Annotated in this window: 18 protein-coding genes; 14 read left to right on the top strand and 4 right to left on the bottom strand. The window is 52.3% G+C overall.

Going from position 1 to position 24,791, the window contains the following annotated elements:
* Positions 1-123: 123 nt before the first annotated feature.
* The 9 genes from J3482_RS03005 (at position 124) to J3482_RS02965 (ending at position 7,782) form a co-directional block, all read left to right on the top strand.
* Positions 124-600: a hypothetical protein gene (locus J3482_RS03005; protein WP_206922036.1), complete on the top strand. Its 477-nt coding sequence runs from the start codon at positions 124-126 to the stop codon at positions 598-600.
* On the top strand, positions 597-1,100 hold the full coding sequence (locus tag J3482_RS03000; protein ID WP_206922035.1) for a hypothetical protein: 504 nt from the start codon (positions 597-599) through the stop codon (positions 1,098-1,100). Before J3482_RS03005 ends, J3482_RS03000 begins: the two co-directional genes overlap by 4 nt.
* A gap of 608 nt (positions 1,101-1,708) precedes the next feature.
* Positions 1,709-2,917, top strand: coding sequence for a multidrug effflux MFS transporter (locus tag J3482_RS02995; RefSeq protein WP_206922034.1), 1,209 nt, complete (start codon positions 1,709-1,711; stop codon positions 2,915-2,917).
* A 201-nt stretch (positions 2,918-3,118) separates the two neighbouring features.
* On the top strand, positions 3,119-3,322 hold the full coding sequence (locus J3482_RS02990) for a cold-shock protein (RefSeq protein ID WP_206922033.1): 204 nt from the start codon (positions 3,119-3,121) through the stop codon (positions 3,320-3,322).
* 24 nt (positions 3,323-3,346) lie between these two features.
* Entirely contained in the window at positions 3,347-3,568 is a 222-nt protein-coding gene (locus tag J3482_RS02985) for a cold-inducible protein YdjO-related protein (protein WP_328702641.1), read from the top strand.
* Positions 3,569-3,621: 53 nt separating this feature from the next.
* A complete protein-coding gene (desA, locus tag J3482_RS02980; protein ID WP_328702640.1) occupies positions 3,622-4,809 on the top strand; it encodes a Delta(5) desaturase DesA in 1,188 nt (395 codons plus the stop codon).
* Between the two features lie 188 nt (positions 4,810-4,997).
* The gene (locus J3482_RS02975; RefSeq protein WP_206922030.1) at positions 4,998-5,537 is read left to right on the top strand and encodes a hypothetical protein; all 540 of its coding nucleotides are present in this window, start codon (positions 4,998-5,000) and stop codon (positions 5,535-5,537) included.
* A 199-nt stretch (positions 5,538-5,736) separates the two neighbouring features.
* On the top strand, positions 5,737-6,393 hold the full coding sequence (locus tag J3482_RS02970) for a DUF1796 family putative cysteine peptidase (RefSeq protein ID WP_206922029.1): 657 nt from the start codon (positions 5,737-5,739) through the stop codon (positions 6,391-6,393).
* A 15-nt stretch (positions 6,394-6,408) separates the two neighbouring features.
* A complete protein-coding gene (locus J3482_RS02965) occupies positions 6,409-7,782 on the top strand; it encodes a right-handed parallel beta-helix repeat-containing protein (RefSeq protein ID WP_206922028.1) in 1,374 nt (457 codons plus the stop codon).
* On the opposite strand, the gene J3482_RS02960 is transcribed toward J3482_RS02965, so the two are convergent.
* Positions 7,721-8,521 carry an MFS transporter gene (locus tag J3482_RS02960; protein WP_206922027.1) on the bottom strand — a complete coding sequence of 267 codons (801 nt, stop codon included), beginning with the start codon at positions 8,519-8,521 and terminating at the stop codon, positions 7,721-7,723. The genes J3482_RS02965 and J3482_RS02960 overlap by 62 nt on opposite strands.
* A 152-nt stretch (positions 8,522-8,673) precedes the next feature.
* Between J3482_RS02960 and J3482_RS02955 the strand changes: the two genes are divergently transcribed.
* From J3482_RS02955 to addA, 4 genes are read left to right on the top strand one after another with little or no spacing between them, the layout of a single operon-like run.
* Positions 8,674-9,963 carry a metallophosphoesterase family protein gene (locus J3482_RS02955; RefSeq protein ID WP_206922026.1) on the top strand — a complete coding sequence of 430 codons (1,290 nt, stop codon included), beginning with the start codon at positions 8,674-8,676 and terminating at the stop codon, positions 9,961-9,963.
* Positions 9,938-13,033, top strand: a complete 3,096-nt coding sequence (locus tag J3482_RS02950) for an AAA family ATPase (protein ID WP_206922025.1) — start codon at positions 9,938-9,940, stop codon at positions 13,031-13,033. Before J3482_RS02955 ends, J3482_RS02950 begins: the two co-directional genes overlap by 26 nt.
* Positions 13,034-13,051: 18 nt before the next feature.
* Positions 13,052-16,642: a PD-(D/E)XK nuclease family protein gene (locus J3482_RS02945; RefSeq protein ID WP_206922024.1), complete on the top strand. Its 3,591-nt coding sequence runs from the start codon at positions 13,052-13,054 to the stop codon at positions 16,640-16,642.
* A complete protein-coding gene (gene addA / locus J3482_RS02940; RefSeq protein WP_206922023.1) occupies positions 16,639-20,412 on the top strand; it encodes a helicase-exonuclease AddAB subunit AddA in 3,774 nt (1,257 codons plus the stop codon). The genes J3482_RS02945 and addA overlap by 4 nt, the downstream gene beginning before the upstream one ends.
* A 70-nt stretch (positions 20,413-20,482) precedes the next feature.
* On the opposite strand, the gene galU is transcribed toward addA, so the two are convergent.
* Complete coding sequence (gene galU / locus J3482_RS02935) at positions 20,483-21,373, bottom strand: UTP--glucose-1-phosphate uridylyltransferase GalU (RefSeq protein WP_146824068.1); 891 nt, start codon at positions 21,371-21,373, stop codon at positions 20,483-20,485.
* 191 nt (positions 21,374-21,564) lie between these two features.
* Here galU and J3482_RS02930 point away from each other — a divergent pair, with 191 nt between their 5' ends.
* Positions 21,565-22,344, top strand: coding sequence for a YheC/YheD family protein (locus J3482_RS02930; protein WP_206922022.1), 780 nt, complete (start codon positions 21,565-21,567; stop codon positions 22,342-22,344).
* Here the strand turns inward: J3482_RS02930 and J3482_RS02925 are convergent.
* Both J3482_RS02925 and J3482_RS02920 read right to left on the bottom strand, forming a co-directional pair.
* On the bottom strand, positions 22,341-23,579 hold the full coding sequence (locus tag J3482_RS02925) for a molybdopterin molybdotransferase MoeA (RefSeq protein WP_188332322.1): 1,239 nt from the start codon (positions 23,577-23,579) through the stop codon (positions 22,341-22,343). The two genes, J3482_RS02930 and J3482_RS02925, sit on opposite strands and share 4 nt — an antisense overlap.
* A gap of 82 nt (positions 23,580-23,661) precedes the next feature.
* Complete coding sequence (locus J3482_RS02920; RefSeq protein WP_021298256.1) at positions 23,662-24,615, bottom strand: aldo/keto reductase family protein; 954 nt, start codon at positions 24,613-24,615, stop codon at positions 23,662-23,664.
* Positions 24,616-24,791 lie beyond the last annotated feature (176 nt).

The following is a 24,791-nucleotide window of genomic DNA, read 5'->3' as shown; positions in this document are numbered from 1 at the left end:
TCCGCGTATTGGCCATTGTAAATTTTGAGGATAATCATTTCACGTGCGACATTACGAATGTTTCGATCCCGTTTGCACAGCCTATACACCAGCGTATGAAGTCATCTTTGGAGGATGATGGCGATGTCTCTTGCTGTGTTTGCGTTGGTTGCGTGGTTGGTGATGATTGGATTTGTTTTTGTGCCCAAATGGCTAATCCTCACAGAGATATGTTTTTTATATTTCATCATTGGCGTCCTGTCGGTTACCGTATTTACTGTCTTGGACGTGAATTTGCAGTGGGTTCCAACGACACGGGATGTGGAAAAGTCACTGGCTTTAGATGTTTGCAGATTTATTATCATCCCGTTTCTACTCATGATGGCCGCCGGGTTCCTCAACTCACCGTTACGCGCGCGTTGGCGATGGATACTCGGTGCAGCTATGTTGGTGCCACTGATGGCGGACGATTGGCTCATCCGAGCGTTTGGCCTCATCATTTTCACCAGTCGTTGGAACATTGTTTATAGCCTTCTCATGTATTTGACGTTCATTGTCGTCCTGGCTTTCATTACTCGCTGGTTTACACGTTTGGAGAGAGGGGCACCTAAGCCATCTTGAAAGAGACGCACTATGATTATCAATTTAATGCTAACGAATGGTCTATCATCAGTTCTCTTGTCGTTGGGGCATTGGTCGTCTGGTTCCTGCCCAAGCGATTCACAAAGAAAACCGCCGGGGTGTACCTGCTTTGTGGCGTGTTTTTCGGCTTCTTTTTTGACCACACCTTAAGCGTTCTTCCGGTTAGTTTTTATGATTTAAACGACAATTCGAAATTTCAGGTGATGGATTTCTTATCCCATTGGATGTACGCAGCATATAGTTATGTGTTTTTTTATCTTTATGACCTTTTACGGGTCACGCCACGGTTGTCGTTGGTCTATATTTTGGCGTGGGCGTTGTTAAGCGTCGGAGCGGAGAAATTAAGTTCCAGCACAGGGATCTTTCATTATCAACATGGGTACAATATTTTCTATTCGTTTGCCGTTTATTTGTTAGTTCTCAGTGTATGGGTCATATTTTACTACGTCATTCGAACGCGCGGTGAGACGCAATTTTAGATGCACTCGGTCATTGTACTTGGCTATATCTAAATGAATTACGTTTATAACAAATTGGATAATAAATGAGCGTTTTGCAGAATTAACGTTCACAACGCATTTGACACTATATATAGTGTTCCATTGATATTTCGTACACTATATATGTGCGAGAAACGGTGAAAAATCGAATTCTGCAAAACGCTCAAATAATAAAATGGGTATTTTATTGTTGAGGCGTATCATATTCCAGCGAGCGTAGTTCGGGAGGGATCGTTAACGTTAACGAAATTTTTCTCGATGATCGATACGACGATGGCTCTTTCAACATTTTATGTAACAGCCGTCGCTGTATGGATTATTTCGTTGCTCACAAATGACAATTGGGTGGATATATAGCACCGTGATCATGGCCATTTTTATTTACAAAATCACACGGCGTTCAAGATAAAAAGGACATGGAACAATCGCCAGGGTTATTTTACCTGTGGAATCGTGATGTCATTTTGTTGTGAATGCTCGACGCATGAACAACATGGCCCAATGATATGATGGAACAGGATGAATGGATGGTTTATAGTGAATAGGCTGTTAACTTGTTTCATCATTTATACAAATAGGAGTCCGAGATGAAATCAAACAACCATAACCTTAGATTTGCGTTTATGTTGGCCATGTTTTCTGGTTTAGGGCCGTTTACCTTTGACATGTATCTTCCGTCGTTTCCACAAATGGTGAAGTTTTTCGGGACCACGGCGTCGACGATTCAGATCAGTTTGACAGCTTGCCTATTAGGATTAGCACTCGGACAAATTACCATGGGTGCGTTGAGCGATGTCCATGGCAGACGAAAACCACTTATTATTGCTATGATTATTTACTGTTTATCTTCGCTTGGTTGTGCTGTTGCACCAAACATTGGGATTTTTATCGCCTTGCGTTTTATACAAGGCTTCGCGGTGTCGGCGGGAACCATCTCCAGTGCGATTGCTCGTGACACGCACAGTGGTACGGAACTCACGAGGTTTTTTTCGCTCATCAGTGTGATGAGCAGCGTCGCTCCCCTGCTTGCTCCGCTTGCAGGAAGTGCGGTCATTTCGTTCACCAAATGGCAAGGCGTGTTTTACTTGCTGGGCATGCTCGGCTGCATCCTTTCCATCACGACCATCTGGAGATTGCAAGAAAGCTTGCCCGTCGAGAAGCGCATTCGCAGCAATTTTGGTGACACGTTTGGAAACTTTAAAGCGCTCTTAGGAAATCGGGTATATATGGGGTACGTGTTAGCACAGGGTTTTATGCTTGGCGGCGTATTTGCGTATGTCGCCGGTACCCCGTTTGTCTACCAAAAAATTTACGGTGTTTCGCCACAAGTGTTTGCGATGCTGTTCGCATTGAATGGAATCGTGTTAATCACGGCTTCGCAAATCGTCCGTAAATTAGCGGGACGAATTCCCGAGCATCGAATTCTTCACTTTGGGCTCGGGCTGTCGTTTGTCGCAACCATCACCGTGCTGGTTGTCGTTTTGACACATGGACCACTCTTTGCACTCGTGATTCCACTGGTTTGCTATGTCGCGGCAATGGGAACCATCGGCCCAGTTTCGTTCACCTTAGCGATGGAATCCCAAGGCCATATTGCGGGAAGTGCGTCTGCGTTGCTCGGCGTAATCCCGTTTTTATTAGGTTGTGTCAGCTCTCCGTTAGTGGGGATTGCAGGCGAGTATTCGGCAGTGCCATTGAGCCTCATCCTTTTATCGGCGAGCTTACTTTCTATCGCTAGTTATACCTTTTTAACACTGATGCGAAGAGTGAAAGTGCAACCGACGGAAATGGTTTAAGCACGGAGCGGCGAGGTCTTATCCTTTTGTCTCAAATTTTTTGAAAATGATATCTGTAACGTATTGACGCGGTTTGAAAAATGAGGTAAGATTTGATTTATACCGAATACGTGATTTTGATACATGAGCCGTTTTCTTTGGCCCTTGGTCAGAGGAAACGGTTTTTTTGGTAAATCAGGTAGTATTTATGGAGGGATTGTTTTGAAGCAGGGAACAGTGAAGTGGTTTAACGGTGAAAAAGGATTCGGTTTTATCGAAGTTGAAGGTGGAGACGATGTATTTGTTCACTTCAGCGCCATTCAAAGCAACGGCTTTCGTACGTTAGACGAAGGACAACGCGTTGAATTCGACGTTACTGATGGCCCAAAAGGCTTACAGGCCGCTAATGTGGTTGTTCGAGGTTAACCAAATATGGTTAAGCCCATGTAGATGATTCTACATGGGCTTTTCGAGTCTGGAAGAGGGTTGTTGATGAATTTCAACAATAGGAGAAAACCACCTTCTGAATACGTTTATGACGACATTGTCGTATGGCAGTGCTCAGAATGTAACTGTTGGTCTAGGAATGAATTTGTTCATGACGATAAACCGCTTTGCCCCATGTGTAAGAGCAAGATGAGGCAGCAGGTAAAAAATATTCGAATTGAATAACAGTGTTCGAAACGAATGATGTCACCTCATATGTCCCACGGATTACGCCCTTTATGAGCGAATATATCCCCCATACCCCTATTCTGTATTTTATATTCCGTATAGAAATGATTTCCCTTTTTGGTTCGAAATTAGAGAGGAAGATGAGTATAGATATTAATGAAAGACATGGAGATTGGAAGAAAAATGCCGCGCTTTTCCAGAAGTCAGACACGAGGAAAAGCGTTTGGCAACTGTTAAATACGCTGGTGCCCTTTCTCGGACTATGGTGGGCAGCTTATCTATCTTTGTCTGTTTCGATTTGGATGACTTTGCCCCTCACCATTTTGGCATCAGGATTTTTCGTTCGGATTTTCATCATATTTCATGATTGTTGTCACCACTCGTTTTTCAAAAGCCGAAGAGCTAACGAGATAGTTGGGATGATAACAGGGATGATGACTTGCTTCCCCTATCATCAGTGGAAATATGAACACGCCGTTCACCATGCCACCAGCGGTAACTTGGGGCGGCGCGGAACCGGGGATATGTGGACGTTGACGGTTAATGAGTATCAACAGCTGTCGTTCGTGAAGAGAATGGTCTATCGGGTGTATCGAAATCCTGTCGTGATGTTTGGTATTGGACCTATCCATCTATTTCTTAATCAATATCGATTTAACCGAAAAGGTGCTGGTAGGAAAGAACGTATCAATACACATGTGACGAACTTCGCATGGATGGCTATCTTAACGGCTCTCAGTATCATCCTTGGATGGAAATCTGTACTTCTTGTTGAGGGACCGATTCTTTATCTGGCAGGTATCGTTGGAATCTGGTTGTTTTATGTGCAACACCAGTTTGAACACTCGTACTTTGAAACGTCGGATAAATGGGATTATGTTCATGCCGCACTGCAGGGCAGCTCATTCTATCAATTGCCGAAGATATTGCAATGGGTGACTGGGAATATCGGATATCACCACGTTCATCATTTGGGCCCTAAGGTGCCAAATTACTATCTTCAGCAGATGCATGAAAGTACGGAGTTGTTCCGGAACGTCCCGGCTGTTACCTTGGCCTCCAGTCTCCACGCGCTTCGCTACCGACTGTGGGATGAAGATAGCCATCGGTTTGTCGCGTTCAACGAAATCGCGATGGCGCCTCTAGGGCAAAGTGTCATCATCAGTCAGCTATTTCATAGTCCGCGATTGACTCGTTTAATTGGGTTGTTGTTTAGAAAGTTAAAATCTCAGTCGTGAGGCTTCATCGAACGAGTCTGTTCATTGAACGAGTCCACTCACTGAACGAGTCTATAAATGTGACCGAATGTCATTCGTGATGACGGTGAAAAAACAGACTGTTGAAATGGCGGATAGCATCGTGAATTGGGCTGTATGACGGGGCGGCACATGGTTCATTATAGTCTCGACGAAAGGAGAGACTATGATTGAAAAGAATTTATGTGATCCTTTGCGCGCTCCTCATCTCTTTGAGCGCAGCCCCGGTTTGGCATTTGCCGCAAGCGTACGCGCAAACCCGAACAGTAAGTGCAACCGTTACGTTTCGCGTCGTCTCTGCTGTAGACTATCGAGGGCTACATGGTGCCCGAGTCATCGTGGTGGACAGCGGAGGGCGAGTTATTCAATCAGGGTTGACGGACTCTAACGGCGTTTGGTCTGTTCCCCTTACCGTAAAGGTAGATCCGCGTTTCGAGGAGTTAGGCGTGGTCACTGCTATTTGTGTGGCCAACGGACACAACGAAAACGTCGCATTTGAGGTTCCGGTGCGACAAGGAACCGTGCAACCCATCACGTTGTATCCGGTAAAACCGAAGCTTCGCAATGAAGCATCTGCGTCGTTGGGGCAACTTCATCACCTCGATGTTATCGCAATGGTCAATAAGTATGCAACCCAGGTTGGTTTGCAGAGGCAGCCAGGTCTTTTGGGAGAATCTGGTTACGCACCGTGGAGTCCCAACCTGAAATAATCGATGAATCATAGTCACTTAAAATTCGCGATGGACGGCTTCAAGGCCGTCCTTTTTGGCGTCCACTAGAAGGAAGTGACGGCTTTCTGGTTTGCGGGGAATTCACATGGACAGGCGACTGTTTTCAATGAATTTAGCCATATAACCCGGTTTTGGAATGATATTGCGAAATATCATAAGTCGAAAAGGGGGATCTATTATGCAGTTACGTGAGATAAAGAGGCCATATGATTTAATTGTTAGTCTAGGTAGCGCTTGTGCACCGGCAGCACATTTAAGGCGGCATAATTTAAGAAAATTCTCCATGCCGTTTGATTGGGTGGTATCGCAGTCTCTCTCTGACATCAATCGGGTATTAGAGAATAAATTTGAGGATTATATGGAATTGGATAACATGGAACGGATCGACGGAGTCGCTCATTTGGTTGAAAATGGTGTAATCAAACCTGTTAAAACATTTTTTATAAAGGACAACCGATATCACATCATTTCTGTCCATGATTTCCCGGTGACCAAACACTGGGTTGAGCACTACCCTCAATATAAGGAAAAACTGAATGATCGGGTGAATCGTTTTCTCGAACAATTGGCCGCTTCCAAATCTGTACTATTTGTTCGATGGGCCGCTGACCGGGACGAGGTACTGGAACTGAAACGTGTCCTGAGTGAGTTGGTGAAAGGGGATATCCGTATATTGATTATCAATCCGAGGGTCGAGCTGGAGGCTCCGATAGAAGGGGAGTGGGGAATACCTGGCGTTTGTTTGGTTTATACGGGTGTGAACTCTGAAGACGTCAAGACCTGGGATACTATTCTGAATGGAATTACGCTTCGAAACACGGTCAATATTTTATAAGGAGTTGTGTGGCAAATGGCAAACGTCATTAACGTACCTGCTGATCAGCCAACGATAACCGCGGCCATCGCAGCAGCGAACACGTACGATACCATTCGAGTGGCTCCAGGCGTTTATCGCGAGACCGTGATGATTACAAAGGCTGTTCAACTACTGGGTGCTCAAGCTGGGGTTGATGCGACGAGTCGTGGTGAATACGCCATGGAGAGCATTATCATATCCGGTGATACGACGGGATCTGTTCAAATTCAATCGGACAACGTAGTCTTTGATGGTTTTACCGTTGAGATGAATACGCAATGGGCGGGTATTTTTGCGCCAACGACGGTATCAGGTTACTCCATTCTCAACAATATTGTGAGAAACAACGTAACGGGCATGTATGTCCATTCGAATGGGGAGAAGATGGTGCAGATTCGAAATAATTTGTTGGTTGACAACAGTGGATTCGGAAACGCCATTTATGCATCGCTTGGGATGGCAAATGCCTTCATCGAAGGGAACTATTTTGCTGGCGGCCATAGCCAAGCTTCCATCAATATTGGTGGGGCCCCGGGTACACCCAATAACAATCTGACCATCGCGCACAATCGGTTTTTTCGCGACAATTCTATTGCCTTGACGAGCACGACAAACGTATTGGTCAGCGGGAATATCATGCAAGCGTCGCAGGGCTCTTCGATATTTTTCGGCGGCGCGACAAACGACACAGAGATTGTTGGAAATGTCCTTGCTGGCGGGATATCGTCGGGCATTCGGGTGACGACGGCTTTTAGCGGTGGTGTACCGAATACCAATATCGTGGCACATGACAACGCCATCCAGGGAAATGCGGTGGCTGGGCTGGACTTAGACGCTGGTGCCTACGACGCGACCGTGCCCAATTTGCGTTTGGATGCGACAAACAACTGGTGGGGAAGTCCGAGTGGGCCGGCGCCTGTTGGGAATGGTGATGCCGTGATAGACCCAGATGGTGTGGTGGAATATGTGCCGTTTTTGACGGCCAATCCACACCCAGGCCCCGGGGCTGTCCGTACGACCGGCCCGATTTTATGCACGGGAACAGACGCACAGTCTATCTATGTGTCCATCTTGAATAATGATTTGAATGACCAGGCGTCGATAGAAATTCTTGGATTTTACCTGTCTGAAGGGAATAAATCCCCGTATGTACACGAATTGTTCTATTTGTCGCCCCTGACAAATACGACAAGAACCTATCAGGTACAGTTCACATCGCAATACGAGTTTCAGTTTGGCATTGTGGGTACGCAAGACGTCAATATTGCCGTCTGGGGACTAGATGCATCTGGGAATGTAATTTCTTCTATTCGTTTGGTCGCCGAAGAAATGGCGAGTATCCAGATGCTGACGCCCGGTGTGCCTTAAACGCCGTTTCCAGAACGACTTTGACTGACAATACCCCTAGCCGGATGTTGTGGAACCACAAAATCCAGGTAACGGCGGACCGGCGGGCCATGCCGTTTGTCCAGACTTGCTTGAGCGCAGTCGCCATCGAGGGGCGTTTGGCAAGGCGCGTGTACCTTGGTGTCTCCGGCAGAGCGAAGCGCAGGACAATCGTGTAGAGTGCTGGAATGGCGCCGATGAGAAATACGACGCGCCAGCCTGCGGAGGGAATGACAAAAAAGGACACGAGCGCCGCGATGAGAGATCCAAATGCCCAAAACATTTCCAGGAATACGACGCGTCGGCCGCGGACATCGTCTGGTGAAGATTCCAGAACATATGTGGTGGCCACGGGCAATTCCCCCCCGAGTCCTAAGCCCACGAAGAAACGCAGGAGAATAAACAGACCGACTCCTGCTGCGAAGGCTGAGAGCCCTGTCGCGATACTGTAAATGAGTAAAGTGAATAAGAAGATACTGCGCCGTCCGAATTTGTCGGCGAGCGAACCGGCAAATGCCGATCCGACTGCCATACCAATAGAACTGACGCTGCCAATGAAGCCTGTGACGGTCGTCGAAAGATGCCATTCCTTGGCAAGCGACACGAGCACATACGACAAAAGTCCGACATCGAACGAGTCGAACAGCAAGCCAAATCCAGACGAAGTGAGTATTCGTGCAGCAGAAACCTGCTTGGGCTGCACTATCGGTGTACTCGCCATGTACGCACGCTCCTCTCAAAGAACTCCTAGACCCATATATGAGTTCCGCGGATGCCTTGTGCATACGCACACAAGGAATTTTGGGATGGACGTCGAATCCTTTCTCATGCAGCATGCGAACGTATGTTTGTGAGAGAGTAGGTGAATTCGTGTTGCGCATTCTCCATACAGCGGATTTACATATGGGGACGCCGCTGCGGGTCGCCGCCGAGGCGTTGCCGGAACAGGTGGCAAAAACATTGCGGCAAGCAGTGGATACGATTCTAGCGCGATTGGTGGATTACGCTATCGACGCGCAGGTGGATGTCGTGATGATTGTGGGAGATTTGTTCGACGGGACAGACCCACCTGTGAGTGTTCAATATGATGTGTATCGCCAGTTTCGGCGCCTGGCTAATCATGGCATTCCAGTGGTTCTCACGCACGGTAACCACGACCCGGCAGGTGCGCCAGCTTTGTTTCAGTGGCCCGACAGCGTACACGTTCTGGGCGGACGGGTGCATGGGGAATCCGTGTGCGACCTCATGTTGCCGTTGCAGGGTTATCAAGTGCAGTTTTCAGGGTTCAGCTACGGTTCGCGGGAGTTGTACGGATCGAAAGTGGGTGAGTTTCAGCGGTTGCCCGAGGCAGATATCGCGATAGCGATGTACCATGGGCAAATTGGCGGATCGTATGGGGCACACGCGCCCTACGCCGCTGCATCGCTGGAAGAGGTGGTGCGTCAGTCTGATTTTGACGCATGGGCGCTTGGACATATTCATCGCCATCACGTATTGCGTGAGCGCCGGCCGTTTGTCGGTTATCCTGGCGCACCACAGGGGCGTGATATGGGTGAGATGGGTTCGCATGGGGCGATTCTGCTGACATGGGATGACCATTTGCATTTGACACACACTTTTTTGCCGTTTTCGATGGTGGAATGGCAGCGTGTCGACGTGGATGTGAGTGACATGACGACCATTGACGACGTGTGGGGGGCTGTCGCAGCGGAGTTAAAAGGAGATACTGTGTTGCGACTTGTCCATCTTTGTTTGTCGGGGCGCAGTTCTTTGCACAATAGCCTCAATTTGCCGGAAACTAAGGCGATTTTTCAGCATGCGGCCGATGATGAGTCACTTGCAGTCTGGTTCCACCGCTATACCAGCGCGGTGGAACCAGACGTCGACTTTGGCGTGTGGGAGACGTCTGACAGTTATGTCGGACAGTTGCTTCAGTTGTTGCGGCAGGCAGAGTTGGAGCCTAAGGCGGTGTTTGGGCTGCTTGCCGACGGCGGCTGGAAGGAAAGCGAGTGTGCCCTCGTCGCGGAGGCATTAAAACAGGATTCGGAGGGTGTGATGCAGCGGGTTCGCCAAATTCTGTTAAGCCATATGCACCCCCAACAGGACGATTTGGAACTGGTAGAATGGAGGGGTATGCATGCGGCTGCAGGGCCTGTGGATTGACCATGTAGGTCCGTACCGGGACTTTTCAGTCACCTTTCACAGTCAGGGTCTTCAGGTGCTTTATGGTCGCAACGAGGCGGGAAAGAGTAGCATGCTAGCGGCGATTCGTGGCGGCTTATTCGGTGTGGCGCGATTGGCGGAAGGAACCACGCCGGTGCGGCCTGGGGCACATGTTCGGTTGCAGTTGCGCCAAGAGTCCGGGAAACTTGTCACATTGGAGAGGAGTCTCGGGCGACGGGCGGCACCGCGACTCACTGGAGAGGACGGGAAGAAAGGTACTGGCCAGGGAGAACTTGCTGCGTGGTTTCCGGAATTCGCACAGGTTGAGCAAGTGTTGTACGAGACGTTTTTTACACTCCAATTGGCAGATTTGGTTGCTTTTTCGGAGAAACCGAATGCGCTGATTTCGCAGTTGTTTGGTTTACGCGCCCTTTTAATCAACCCTTATGAATTGGAGGCGGCCACCGAGAAGGCGGCCGGTGAAATTTTCAATCCGAGTCGGCGTGCGAGTCGGCCGCGGTTGAATCAGGTATTGCGGGCGCATCGGGAAGTGGCTGAAGCATTGCAAACTTCGCCCGATAGGGCTGGGTGGTACCGTCAGACTCTGCGACACCGGGACGAGGTGGAGCGTGAGTTGGTGGATGTACGGAACTTGCTTTTGGCCAGTGAACAGCGACGCGACCATCTTGAGCGCGTGGTCTCAGCCTATGACGCGGTACAGGAACTGCTGGAAAATGAGGCGAAGATGGCTGCGCTTGGCCCTGTACCGGCAGGAAACTACGAGTTTTGGGTACAGGTTCCGACGTGGCTTGAGCAGCAGGCTGGGTTGGCGGACAAGCGTCAGCATCTGCTCACGCGAAAAACGACGCATGAGCATCGCCTTCACCAAATGCAGAGAAAAGCTGCTGATGCAGAACTGCAAGGGGATGTGCAGGCTTGGCAGTTGCGAGTCCAAGCGTTAGAGCAATCGATTCGCGAGTGGATAGCGCGTCAAGAGGCTGTTCGACATGCGAAGGCGCAATTGGCTCGTGCGCGGGCGTCATTACCGTCGAATCTAGCAGCGGATGCGGTGGCACGACTTGCCGAAATGACCCCGAATGATGCGCTTTATCGGCTTGCAGATGCCTACAGCCGCGCGGTGGCCACAGAGATGGAAGCGAGTCGTCAGCGGGATGCAGCGCGCGCGTGGGAGGCAGAACAACGCGAGGTCTTTCGCGAGGCGGTGGGTGCGGATTATTCAAGTGAGTCGCACGCCCGGGCGGCGATAGAGGAACGAGCGGTTCAATTGCGCGAGATAGAAAGTGGTTATCGCGGGGATTTTGAACGGTTGCGCGCGTGGCGTGACGAGATGGTTCGGCAGCCCCGAGAAACTGCTGGGGATTTTCGTGAGTTAGGGATGCGCACTGCTATTCTCGCCGCCTTGGGCGCTGGTCTTGTCTTTGAATGGGTGAAAGGCAATTTTGTGAGTGTCTTCGTGTTTGCGATCGCGCTGGCGCTGACACTGCTCGGTATGGGTTTCAACAGCCGTCTTTCACGTGAATTGGGTGGCAATTATGCGAAGAAACCGCCTTATATGACGCGTTGGAAAGGGCCTGTACACGTCGATTCAGTGGATGATGTGTTGGCGGACATCTTGGCTTACATTCAGGAGACAGAGCTAGAACGCCAACGGCTTGAACGCGTGAAGTCGCTGCTCGGTAGTTATGAAGAAGCCGCCTATCGTCGACGGCTGCGGGACACGGAGTGGCAGGTGGCGACAAATGAGCTACAAGCGGTAGCGAACCAGTACAAAGCCGCGCTCAACGACGCAAACTTTCCGATGGAATTGTGGATGGCTGCAGATTGGGCGCAGTTTGCAGAGGCTGCACGCAATGTGACGCGTTGGCGCGCGGAGGTAGAGGAAACGTGTCGAGCTGTGCAACAACTAGGCCAGCACGTGCACGCAGAACTGCAGGCAGCGCAATCTTGGCTCGACATCATCCATCCGGCGCATGATGCAGGTTTCGCAGTGGCCTTAGAAGCGGCGCGCCAAAATCTTGATGCCTCGACGGCAGCGCAATGGGCGGTCGAGGCGCTGCAGGAGACACTTAACCGATTGAGTCAGATTGTCGCGTCGGGGGTTGAGGCGAACGCTGAGTGCGCCAGGCTGACGGAGCAGCTCGACGCCTGGCTAGTTGAGTTGCAAATGATAGAGGAGCAGATGATTGCGGTCGAACAGCAGATTCATGAAGTCTATCGGCAGTTTGGCGTCGATGACAGGGATGGGTATGAACGTTGCATGGAGCGCGAGGCGCACCGGCGGGCGTTACAAGTGCGTCGTGAACGTGCACTGCAGGCGCTAGTGGTGCAGTGCAGTGGCGAAACGGCGGCGTTTCGAGTGGTACAAATGGCCGCGCGTTCGTCCTTGTCGGCCTTGCAAGAGGCGCTTATCGCAGCCGAAGATGAGGTAGAACAGAAACGTGCGCGCGTTGCGGCGCTACAGGAGGAACTGTGGTCGCTAGACCATTCTCTGGAGATGAGCCGTTTCGGGGAACAAGGTCGTGCACTGCGCTGGCAAGCGGAGCAGTTGGAGGCGGACATTGCAGCTTTAAAGGCGGAATTCGCCGCCCAAGCTATCGCCAAGGCGCTGAGCGTCCGCGCCAGAATGGTTGTGGAAGCGCATCAGTCGTCGCCATTACTGGCCAACGCATCGGATTATCTGGCCCGCATTACGGATGGCCGTTATTGTGCGCTAAGGGTACCGCTCGGTTCGAGCGGCTTGGAAAATGTGTATTTAGTCGATGCTGCTGGACAAGCGTTCGCGCTGTCCGACGTGTCCAGAGGTACGCGCGAACAAGTGTACCTCGCGTTGCGCTTGGCAGTTATCCGGCAGTATCGCGAGCGAGGTGTAATTTTGCCAGTGATTTTGGATGACCCGCTCGTGAACTTTGACGATACGCGCGCGGGTCGGGTATTGGCATTACTCGCCGAGGAGGCGCAACAACAGCCGATATTGTACCTGACTTGTCACGAGCGCTTGCTCGACGACATTCAGCAAAAACCTGATGTGCACGTACTGCCGATGCAGTGAGAAAGTGAGGAATACAGAGTGGCCGATGTTCGGTTTTGGTTTGGCCCGACGGGTAGTGGCAAATCTCACAGTGTCGTCGCGGATATGCAGAGGTTGACAGAACAGGCGCCAATTGGACCCACTTTGTTCTGGGTCGTGCCAGATGATGTGGCATTTGCTGCGGAGCAAATGTTGATGGAGCAAATTCCGTCGGCGCTGCGCTGTGAAGTCATTACGTTGACGCGGTTGGCGGAGCGAATTCGGCAAGCGGCCGGCGGCAGTGATGAGCAAACGATTAATGCGTCCGGCAAGCAGATGTTGTTTGCTGACGTCTATCGGGAATTGCGCGAGCAACTTGGTCCACTCAAGCGCGCGCAAGCCAATGTTGGATTTTATCAGCTGGTGCTTGACGCTTTTGATGAGATGTCCCAGTACCAGGTCAATCTGGCTGCCATGGAGGGGGCCCTCGAGTCGGCTGCAGCATCACTTGCAGTCGGTGTGCCTCGGGCACAAATGACGGTTGGTAAGTCGCTTATCGGAAAGTTGCGCGACCTTTGTCTGTTATACATTCGCTATCGCGAACGGCTTCGCGAAAAGGGATTTTTTGATCCGGCACTGCTACTCACAGCGGCGACAGCGGCTGTGCCGCAAGTGAATTGGCTCGCTGAGTCCACGTTCTATTTTGATGGGTTTCATCGTTTAACGTCTGATCAGGTTGCGCTGATGGGGGAAATTGCGGCGACTGCAAGTCAAAGTACTTTTACGTTTGTGCTCCCCGACGCATGGACGAATCAGGAATTGGATTGGGTGAAACAAGCTTCGGCGCTTTGGCCACAGTTTGAGCGATTGTCCAACTGGCTGCCGCACTTTCAAAATTACGGCCGCGAGTATCTCCCTGGTGTCCTGTATAGTGCGTTACAGTTGGCGGCGTGTCTCGAGCAAAAGGGTGTTTCTTGGACGTCACAGGCGTTGGCGATAACCGCTGATGTCCGACAAATTCGGCCGCTGTCCCAATTGGAAGAGGTGTTTCGCGGCGGTGAGTCGGTGACGTCGAGCGGTGTAGCCGATGGGCTTCGGGTATGGATGGCCGAAGATGACGAGGCTGAGGCACATGCCGTCGCAGATGAAATTTTGCGCCTTGTGGAGGAAGAGCACGTTGCGTTTCGCGATATTGCCGTGTTGGTTCCGTCGCTTCAGGAGGAGGGCGTGCGCCTACACGACGTCTTTAAGCGTTACGATATTCCGCATTCTTTAGATGCGTTTCCACCGCTTGCCGCGCACGCGCTGGGACGGTTTTTGCTCGCGGCGTTGCGGGCTGTCGTGGAAGATTTGTCAACAGATGCGATGGCGCGATTGTTGCGAACCGATTTTCATGGGCTCAAGCAGGCTGATGTCGACTGGTTTGATATGTACTTGAAAGCCGCTGACGTCGCAGGTGCGAAAGTCTGGTTTCAGATGGAGGACTGGATATTTCGGCAGCAGGCTTCAACCGCTGATGCAATGGAGTTTGCAACGCAGGAAGACGAACGGGCCAATCGCCTGCGGAGGTATTTGATGGCGTTCTTTCAACCGTTTTACGAAGCCGTTTCAGCGGAAATCCTGACGCCTCTCGCATTTGCACGGGCACTGTGGGATCTGCTGATGGCCGTGAACGCAAAATCGATTGTCGCCGAGTCGGTCGTGCTTGAAGATGTCCATCAAAATCCGCTCCAGGCGAGTCAGCATGAGCAGGCGTGGCAGTTGACCGTCCAGCTTTTAAACGACCTCGCGAATGTGGGCGGCGAGGCTCAGTTTGTTCGCGAAGATTTGTTTCAGCTTGTCACGTCCGCATTGATGGAGGAGAGGCAATCGACCATTCCCAGCGGCATTGACGACGTGTTGATTCGCCCTTACACACATGCGCACGCCTGGGTGAAGGATTACGTCTTTGTCGTTGGTGCATCTGACCGTGCGCTGCCTGAACGCGTGCAATCGAATGGGCTGCTACAAGATGACGAACGGGATATGTTTGCACAATTGTTTGGTATTCCGATTGGTTTCACGACCCGGGAATTGACAGCGATTCACCAACTGACGCCGTATTTGCTGTTTACGCGGGCGAACAAGCGTTTGACAATTAGTTTCGCGCGAACCCATGGCGCTACGGAACAGCGGCCGTCCCCGTATGTGATACGACTTTGTGATGCCTGTGGCACACCGGTACAACCGGTACATGCGCTGAACGAAGGTAGAAATCTAATAACCGCTGACGACGCGTTATACGTGATGAGATCTTCGGTGGCGCTCGATTTGGTGGTGCAGATTTTTGCGCAAGCGAAAGATAAAGGCGATATGGAAGAATTGTTTGGCCGCCACGATTTATTGGATATCGTATCGTGGTTTGGTGAAACCGATGCACGCAGTCGCAGGTTGCAGCGGGCGATTGCGGGGCTGTCGCACACGCTGCCAACAGGTCAGATAGAAGCGGCACTGGTAAAGCAACTCTATGGCTCCCCGTTGAAATTGAGTGTGCATCGTCTGGAGAATTACGCCGCGTGTCCCTATCAATACTTTGTTCGGTTTGGCTTGCGGGTGAATCCTGACATGGCGCGGGCAAAGGTTGCTGCAGATATTGGAAACCTTCTGCACGATACGGTGTTTCAACTGGTCGATATGCACCGCCGAGCGGAAGTGCGCTTTGAGCAATTGCAGTTGGCAGATATGACGCAACTGGCTGAACGCGTGTTTGCGGAGCAGTTGGCTCGAGGGCAGCACGCGGATTTTCAAGGAGGAATTTTAGGGGCGCGTGCGGCCGATTTGCGCAATTATCTGCATGCGGTGGCGGAAGTATTATGGTTGCAGGCGAAGCAAGGCGCATATGAGCCGTTCGAGCTAGAGTGGTCGTTTGGGTTTGAGGATAGCGATAGTTCCCCCTTGACCATCCATTTGAACAACGGTGAGGATGTGGTGATTCGAGGGCGAGTTGACCGTCTGGATGTGTACGAAGATGGGGATACTACTTGGTTCCGCATTTTTGATTACAAGAGTGGTCGCAGTCAGAAACTCGATGCCACTCGCATGTTTTACGGGTTGCAGTTGCAGTTGATTGTGTATCTTGCGGTGGTCCAGCAAAAACTGGGCCGTACGGGCAAACAGGTTCGCCCGGCGGGTGCATTTTATTTGCCGTTATTGAGTCTGCCAGCCATCTCGGAAGTTCCAGAGCCAGATGCGGCCGCATTGTCGGCTTTGCGCAAGGCGTATGTGCCTGAAGGATACTTTAACGCAGACGGCACGGCGATTTCTGCGATGGATAGGAATTTCCCGGATGGCAAGTCCGAACTCTTTGGTGACTTGTTTAAGAAAGACGGAACGTTTCGCCAGCATGCGAAGGTCTGGACGGATGAGGAGTGGGCGAATGCCGTGGCGTTTGTCTGCGAGCGCATCGAACAAATCGCGACGGACTTGAGTTTGGGCAAGGTGCCTGTACGACCGTATCTGCAGGCGCACAACGACAGCGCGTGCACAAGGTGTTCCTTCCGCAAGGTTTGTCACTTTGAACCGTTAGATCACGGCTCGTCGTATCACGTGCTATTGGCCAAGCGGTTCGACGATATCGTCAGTTCATCCGCCGGGGAAGGTGAAGAGAAATGAAGTGGTCACAAGCGCAGACGAGCGCCATTACGACGACCAAGCGGAACCTGATTGTTTCGGCGGGCGCAGGGTCAGGGAAGACGGCCGTCCTCGTTGAGCGGGTCCTTCATCTGCTCGAAACCGACCCCGCCCTGAACATGGAGAATATCTTGGTGATGACGTTTACGGAGGCGGCCGCCGGAGAGATGCGTCAGCGCATCGCGGTGCGAATCCAAGAGCGCATTCAGGAATATCGTCAGATGGGCAATTCCACTGCAGCACAGCGGTTGCGTCGGCAGTCGACGTCGCTGTGGCAAGCGCAAATCTCGACCATTCACAGTTTTTGTCTTGAGGTCGTGCGCCAAAACCTTCTGTATCTCGATTTGGCACCGGATTTCCGCTTGCTCGACGCGAACGAGCAGGCGCTGCTTTCGATAGACGTCGCAAACCATGTGATTGAGCGGGCGTTGGCGGACGACTCTGGCGACGCGCAGGCGATTCGACAGATGATGATTGGGCTTCGGCTGGCCGATGATAAAAACCTGGCGAAAGTTTTGCTGCGGCTCTATGACGCGGCCAACAGCCAAGTACATCCGGAAACCTGGTTACAGGAAATCGCGCAAGCGTATCCCTCTACATATCGACCGTGGAGTGAAACGCCGTTTGCCAACGCCTTTTCAGCTTGGGTGCTTGAACACCTGGAAATGGCACACAACGATTTTGCACTGGCGCACACGTTAGCAGAGACCATTCCCGAGGTGGACAAGTATGCGGCGTGGTTGCAGGACGCGAAGGATATTGTTCTGCAGGCGCGCCATGCGTTCAAATCCCCGACAGGGACAATCGACTTTGACGAACTAGCGGCGGCCATCTCACGGTTTACGGCGTTGAAATCCCCGCGCAGTTCTTATAAAGGGCCGGAGTTACAGCAAATCAAAGCCTTGCGCGACGAGGGAATAGAGAGTATGAAAGTCATTGTGCCCGTCCTTGCGCGGGGCGTCGAAGGCTTATCTCAAGATCTTGTCCTGTTGTCGCCACATATTCAGACGCTATGTCAACTTGTACAAGCTGTCATAGCGGAAATGAGGCGGCGCAAGCAGGCGGAGGGCGTGATTGACTTTCAGGACTTGGAGCATCTGGCCTTCACTGCCTTGGCGGACGAACAATCTGGCGCGCTGTATCGGTTGCAGGAGAATTACCGTCACGTGTTCGTCGACGAATACCAGGATACCAGTCCGATTCAGGATGCGATTGTCGATCTCGCCACGCTCGACCAGGATAACCTGTTTGCCGTGGGCGACGTCAAGCAGAGTATCTATCGCTTCCGAATGGCGGAGCCGGGCCTATTTCTCCATCGCTATGGGCGCTACCAGGCGGAGGATGGCGGCCTGGCGATTGATTTGACCGAAAACTATCGAAGCCGTGACGGCGTTGTACATTTCGTTAATTTCGTCTTTGGACAATTGTTCAGTCCGGAGTTGACGGGGTTTGCGTACGACAAGCGGGCGCGTATGGTCGTTGGGGCAGCTTACCCGCCGGCAGATCCGTCCAGTCCACTGGTCGAAGTGCACTTCTTGGACCGCTCCTCGGCGCTTTCAGAGAATGGGCAAGCGGATAACACGGATGTGGCAAGGCAAGAAAGTGTGAAGCCGTTTGAAGACGTCGACGTGTCGGCGCTGGAGCGGGAGGCGCGTGTGGTTGCCAAGCGGATTCGGGAAATGATGGAGGCGGAGGACGTCCAGGTCTGGGATAACAAGGCGGGCACCAACCGCAAACTCGCGTTTGGCGACATCGCCGTGCTTTTGAGGTCTGGCCGCGACGCGTTAAATACGGTGGTCGACGTGTTGCAAGCATCTGGCATTCCCGTGTCGGCGACGACCTCGACTGGATTTTTTGAGGCGTTAGAAGTGCAGTGGCTCATCGCGTGTTTGAGCGTGATCGACAATCCGCGGGACGACTTGCAATTTGTGACGTTATTGAGGTCACCGTTTGTCGGTTGGGATGAAAACATGCTGGCCCGCGTGCGACTCAGTTCGCGACGAACGCTTTGGGACGGCGTGCGTAGCATCGCACGGCCTGATGATGAGGCGCTAGATGAATCGCAAAAACGAATTCGCGATGCAGATTCCGTTGATCGGGCGCGGGCGTTTTTGCAGCAACTGGAGACCTGGCGCACCTTTGCGCGGCAGTCGAGCGTCGTCGACACGCTGTACCGCGTGATGGAAGATGTGGATTACATGCGATACGTTCGCGGTATGTCGCGTGGCAAGATTCGCAAGGCGAATGTCCAAAAATTGCTCGACTTGGCTCGCGCCTATGACGAGCGGACGAAATTCGCGGGACTCTACGGGTTTTTGCAACAGTGGCAGCGAGAAGATGAAGCCGATTTAGATTTGGGCGCTGCCAACGTCACGGAGCCGGATGCGGTGCAGGTGATGACGATTCACCGCAGTAAGGGACTTGAGTACCCGGTGGTGTTCGTCATTGACTTAGGTAAGCAGTTTCGTCTGACGCAGGATCTTTTGTACGTCAATCGCGACGTGGGCATCGGCGCCGTCGCGTATGACCCGCACACCCATCAGCGCTGGCGAACGGTTTCGTCGATTGCTGTGACACACGCGGAACGCCGCAGCACGCTCGCCGAGGAAGCCCGTGTGCTCTACGTCGCGTTTACCCGCGCACGTGAGCGGTTGATTGTCGTCGGCTCTACACAAAATCTCGCGCGTCAGGTGAATAAGGCTGTGTACGCGCATGGCGGGCAACGACAGCAACTGCTCGCCGGTGCCTTTACCGGTGCCAAGTCGTTTATGGATTGGCTTTTGCCGATTATGCTGCGCCATCCCCGGGCTACTGCCTTGCAGCAATTGGTGCAATCGGATAGTTGGGATGGCCACGTCTTTGCGACCGAGGCCGAGAATCTCGCACTCTATGTCTACGACATGAATCAGGTGACTGCCAGTGAACCAAAACGTCAGGACGTAGACAAGGGGGCTGAGTGGGCGTGGGACGCCATTGTGGCGCGCATCGCACAGCAGCCGCGCGAGCGGGCGACGATTCGCATTGTTGATCGGCCGGATCACGCGCTCGATGTGTTATTCGGCAAAGTATCTGCGACGGATATGCGCCGTCTTCACGTCGCGTTGATGGGGGATGCGCCAGTTCGGAGACGACAGGCAGCTGCTTCTTTACTCGAAGATCCGGCATTTGTGCGCCCGAACGCCGTCACACCACGGGAAGAAGGGATTGCGTTCCACGCGTTTATGCAGCGGTTTTGCATATCGATTGACGGGGACGTTGCGTCGATTGCGCAGGAAATCGAGCGTTTGCTTGAGGAGAAGCAAATCGATGCGAAGATTGCTGCGGCACTCAACATCCCACAGGTGGCAAGTTTTCTCCAGTCGCCGCTGGGACGGCGCATGCAAAAAGGCCTTCGAGTGTTTCGGGAACAGCCCTTTTTCCACCGGATTGATGTGCCTGTCGACAACGGACGGCGAACCGTCCCTATCGTGGCACAAGGTGTCATTGACTGCTTGGTCGAGGAGGCGGATGGGTGGTTGGTGATTGACTACAAAACTGATCACGTGGACGCCGCGAATGTGACCTCCGCTAAGCGTGAGTACGAGGCGCAAGTGGCTACCTACCTAGAGGCCCTCCGACCGCTGACAAAGGCGAAGCCCGTTCAGGCGTTTCTTTACTTCGTACGGCCTAATATCGCGCTTGAAGTGGAGTCTCTGTCGCTTCCGGACATTTTTGTCGAGTTACTTCGTCGCCACCGCCAGCAAAGCGAATAGAAAGCAAAACGGCCCCACTCACCAGAGAAAACAGGTGAGCGGGGCCGTTTTGATGAAATGCGGAACATAGTTATAGTGCAGCCAGTTGACTTTTTAGGTGGTCGTCTGTCAGCCAGCCGCGAATGGCGTCGGCCAGCTTTGGTTCCGACAAGCCAAACGACAAGTTCGCGCGCAACCAGCCCTCCAGATTGCCAATATCGTGGCGTACACCCTCAAATTGAAAGCCGTCGACGAGTCCTTTTGCCGCCAATTGTTGAATGGCGTCGGTGAGTTGGAGTTCGCCTCCATGTCCGAGCGGCGTCTCTTCGAGTGCGTCAAAAATTGAGGCAGGCAAGATGTAGCGACCGAGCACTGCCAAGTTGGATGGGGCCTCATCGGCGCTCGGCTTTTCAATCACGCGCTGCACTGGCACCACACCTGGTTTCGTCGAGGCAGGGCCAGATTCGACGATGCCGTACTTGGACACGTCTTTTTGTGGAACGGGCTGGATGCCGAGTAACGCTCGCTCTGCATCCTCATAATGTTGCATCAGTTGCCGAGTGACCGGCGAACTGGACTGGATGATATCGTCGCCGAGCAGCACTGCAAACGGTTCTTGTCCCACAAAGGACTTTGCGCAGAGAATGGCATGCCCAAGGCCTAGCGGCGTTTTCTGGCGAGTGTAGTGGATGTCCACCAGATCAGAAATCGCCTTCACTTCCGTCAACATATTTGCTTTACGGCTTTGCTCTAGGTGAAGTTCCAATTCCGGCGATCTGTCGAAATGGTCTTCAATCGCCTTTTTGGCGCGGCCTGTAATAATTAGAATTTCTTCAATTCCCGCATAAACCGCTTCTTCGACGATGTATTGGATACACGGTTTATTTAAAATCGGGAGCATTTCTTTTGGCACAGCTTTTGTAGCTGGCAACATGCGAGTGCCAAACCCGGCAGCCGGGATGACCGCCTTGCGTACCTTCATATGATTCACCCCTGGCACGTATCAGTCGAGAGCTCATTGTATCGTATCACAAAAGATTATACACGCTCCCACAACTTTCTGCATGAAACGGGCGGGCGACGTGTCGATTCGGAACATTTATCACCTTCTCTGTCACTGGTTCAAACATACAGTATGACATCAGAATCTTTGGACAGGAGTCGATGATTGGGATGCCCGAGCGCAAGCCTGAAATGGGCAAATGGTTGTTGTATCAATTCTTTCGGAGAAATGAACAGATAGCAAAGTTTTTGCCAGAGACGAAAAAATATACGGTAGAGAACTTTGGGGCACTCCTTGGCAAATACAAAATGGTTTATGTCAAACCGGTCGCTGGAAGTCAGGGAAAGGGGATTATGAAGGCGTGGTATGACGGGAAATCAATTGTGGTACAACACACCGTTCGGAAACAACGGAAGTTTCCAAATGTGAAATCTGCTGCGAAATATATCGATAATTTGCGTGATGGAAAAATGTATATTGTGCAGCAGGGTATCCAGCTTGCCAAGATAGGGGGTCGTCCGATGGATATTCGCGTGATGATGCAGCGCGAAAAACCAGGCGGGCGGTGGCGTTATTCTGGCATGATTGCCAAGATTGCTGGGGGGAATAGCGTGGTGACGAACACGGCGCTCAGCGGCGGCCGGGTGATGGATGTGGATAGTGCACTACAAATGGCCCTTGGCTGGACACCTGCGAAAGTCAAGCGAACCGTCACAGAACTCGAGCGCTTAGGCTATCTTTTTGCACGGCACTTTGACACCTATCAACGCTATCGCGAATTAGGTTTTGATGTGGCGATTAGCTCGTCCGGTCGCATCTGGTTGCTTGAACAAAATACGGCGCCCAGTCATGCGCTGTTCGCGCGCAACAAGAAGAATCTCGCGCTTTACAAACGTATTCAGTATCGCTTTGGCGTGTACGAGCGTGCGCGCAAGGCGAAGCACGCTTAGAACAGACGCCCAGTCGTTGTACGTGTCAACTGAATGGACACGGTATCACCTGCTTCGTACACTTGTTCATCGAGTCGGATGATGGCGTTGACATAGGCGAGTCCTGTCACCAGGCCGGACGATTGACCTACTTGAGGTTCTACGCGTACGTGAACGCCGTCAACGCTGGCCGTCGCGCGATAAAAGCGGACGTGTTTAATGGGTTTTAGGCGAATGGATTGTGTTAGTACCGCCTCTTGCGCGAACATCGTCGTATTGATGCCTAGTGAACGGCGAATGGCTGGGAGGACGAGAACGTGAAACTGGACAAAGCAAGCGGCAGGGTTGCCGGATAAGCCAAACACTGTAGTCCGTCCCGCTCTTCCCGCCAGGAATGGTGACCCGGGTCGCATCCACACGCGTTCGATGGGCAACTGGTCTGTGCCGCACAATTTGCGGATGACACTTGTGGCATAGTCCGTGTCACCGACGGAGGCACCTCCAGTGAGTAGGACATAGTCGACGCCATCTGCGATGAACCGGGTCGCTACTTGTTCAATGCGTTCGGGATGGTCATCGACGTACGAAATATCGACCACCTGTGCGCCCAGTGCCTCCAGTGTGGATTGCAGAAAAGCGTCGCTGGCGGCATACACTTGTGCTGCACGGAGTGGCTTTGTCGGGTCTGTGACGAGTTCGCTACCAGTGCTGACAATTCCGACGCGCACAGGTGCGTAGATAGGGATACTGGTGACGCCGGCTGCGCGTAGTACGGCCGTCGTCTGGCCGTCGATTTGCACGCCCCGCGATAAAAGCACTGCACCTTGAGCGGTATCCTGACCGCAGGGTTGAATTGATTCGCCAGCAGAGACAGGCCGTAGGAGCCGGATAGTATGGTCATCCATCCATTCTGTCCATTCTTTGCGGACGACGGCTGCGGTATTTTCCGGAACCGGTGCGCCGGTGCGAATTTGCACAGCCGTGCCAGGAGAGACTGGCGTCTTCGGCTGTTCGCCCGCATGGACATCGGCAATCACCTGTAACGGTTGCGTGCCCAAAATGTCAGAGTGGTGAACGGCAAAGCCGTCCATCATCGCGCGTGCGAACGGAGGTAGGTCAATCGCCGCGTGAACATCGTCGGCGAGCATCGCTGTGTTCGGTGCCTTCGTCCACACATTCCGCTCGATGATGCGGTGGGGTGTAGCGAGATGGATGGCGATATCCAGTGCTTCGTCGTATGTACAAATTGATCTCACCCGAATTGCCCCCAATATATCTGTAGAAGTAGAAAATAGAACAGGCGCCGACTCGCCGGCGCCTGGGTAGACTCGTCGCAAATTACGCGAGGACGGCCTCAATGTCATGTAAGATGTCTTCGTTGAGCGTGATGCCGGAAGCCTTCACGTTTTCGACGACCTGCTCAGGACGGCTTGCGCCAATTAATGCGCTGGCCACATTGGGCTGCCGGAGCACCCATGCAAGTGCCAGTTGTGGCAGGCTGAGTTCTGCCTTCGTGGCGATGGCGGACAATTGTTCCACTTTGTCGAGGACGTCTTCCGTGAGTCTGCCTTCCAGGAAGCGATTCACACCGGGGGTGGCAGCGCGGGAACCTTCTGGCGCTTGTGCACCTTTGCGGTATTTTCCGGTCAGCACGCCTTGTGCGAGCGGCGAAAAGACCACTTGTCCAATGCCTGCGTCCTCGCAGATGGGAATGACTGCTTGCTCGATATATCGCTCGAACATATTGTAAATCGGCTGGCTCGCTGCAAATTTATGCAGTTGAAGCTCTTTTTGAAGCGACACGCCGGCCGCAATTTTATCGGCTGGCCATTCACTAAGGCCCCCATAGAGCACTTTCCCCTGCGTGATGAGGTCATCGAGTGCGCGCAGGCTCTCTTCGAGGTCTGTGTCCGGGTCAAAGCGATGAAAGTAGAAGATGTCGATGTAGTCGACGCCGAGTGCCTTGAGGCTTTTTTCCACCTGGGCCATGATGTGCTTACGGCTCAGGCCTCTGTCGTTGGGACCGTCGCCGACGGGCCAGAAAGCTTTCGTCGTGATGACGTAGCTGTCGCGCGCATACGGTTTCAGTGCTTCTTGCATCACTTCTTCAGCGGCGTGCGGTTGTGCACCGTACACGTTTGCGCAATCGAAGTGGTTGATACCGAGTTCATACGCCTGTTTGACACATGCGATGGCCCGTTCCTTCTCGGTCACTGTCCCATATGTAAGCCAGCTGCCGAGTGCAATTTCCGAAACTTTAAGACCACTTTTACCAAGTCTGCGATACTCCATGTCATCGACACCTCCAAGGGTATTCTACTGAAATAAAGGAAGTGTATGCAATGTCCATGGGGACACTTCTTGCGATGGCTGAACGAATCAGCTCCACGAACTTTGGTTACTATCGCACGTGTGGTAAGCTATGGGCACTGAGCCTACGCACTCAAGCGCGGCAGTATTTTTGATGA

This window comes from Alicyclobacillus suci, assembly GCF_017329615.1.
Lineage (GTDB): Bacteria > Bacillota > Bacilli > Alicyclobacillales > Alicyclobacillaceae > Alicyclobacillus > Alicyclobacillus suci.
This window is presented reverse-complemented; position numbering and strand designations above follow the sequence as displayed.

Bases quoted from the DNA above. Each gene is read 5' to 3' on its own strand.
- J3482_RS02970 (WP_206922029.1), top strand. From the start codon at position 5,737: ATGCAGTTACGTGAGATAAAGAGGCCATATGATTTAATTGTTAGTCTA.
- J3482_RS02965 (WP_206922028.1), top strand. From the start codon at position 6,409: ATGGCAAACGTCATTAACGTACCTGCTGATCAGCCAACGATAACCGCG.
- J3482_RS03005 (WP_206922036.1), top strand. From the start codon at position 124: ATGTCTCTTGCTGTGTTTGCGTTGGTTGCGTGGTTGGTGATGATTGGA.
- J3482_RS02920 (WP_021298256.1), bottom strand. From the start codon at position 24,615: ATGGAGTATCGCAGACTTGGTAAAAGTGGTCTTAAAGTTTCGGAAATT.
- galU (WP_146824068.1), bottom strand. From the start codon at position 21,373: ATGAAGGTACGCAAGGCGGTCATCCCGGCTGCCGGGTTTGGCACTCGC.
- J3482_RS02960 (WP_206922027.1), bottom strand. From the start codon at position 8,521: ATGGCGAGTACACCGATAGTGCAGCCCAAGCAGGTTTCTGCTGCACGA.
- J3482_RS02950 (WP_206922025.1), top strand. From the start codon at position 9,938: ATGCGGCTGCAGGGCCTGTGGATTGACCATGTAGGTCCGTACCGGGAC.
- J3482_RS02985 (WP_328702641.1), top strand. From the start codon at position 3,347: ATGATTCTACATGGGCTTTTCGAGTCTGGAAGAGGGTTGTTGATGAAT.
- desA (WP_328702640.1), top strand. From the start codon at position 3,622: ATGAGCGAATATATCCCCCATACCCCTATTCTGTATTTTATATTCCGT.
- J3482_RS02930 (WP_206922022.1), top strand. From the start codon at position 21,565: ATGCCCGAGCGCAAGCCTGAAATGGGCAAATGGTTGTTGTATCAATTC.
- addA (WP_206922023.1), top strand. From the start codon at position 16,639: ATGAAGTGGTCACAAGCGCAGACGAGCGCCATTACGACGACCAAGCGG.
- J3482_RS02995 (WP_206922034.1), top strand. From the start codon at position 1,709: ATGAAATCAAACAACCATAACCTTAGATTTGCGTTTATGTTGGCCATG.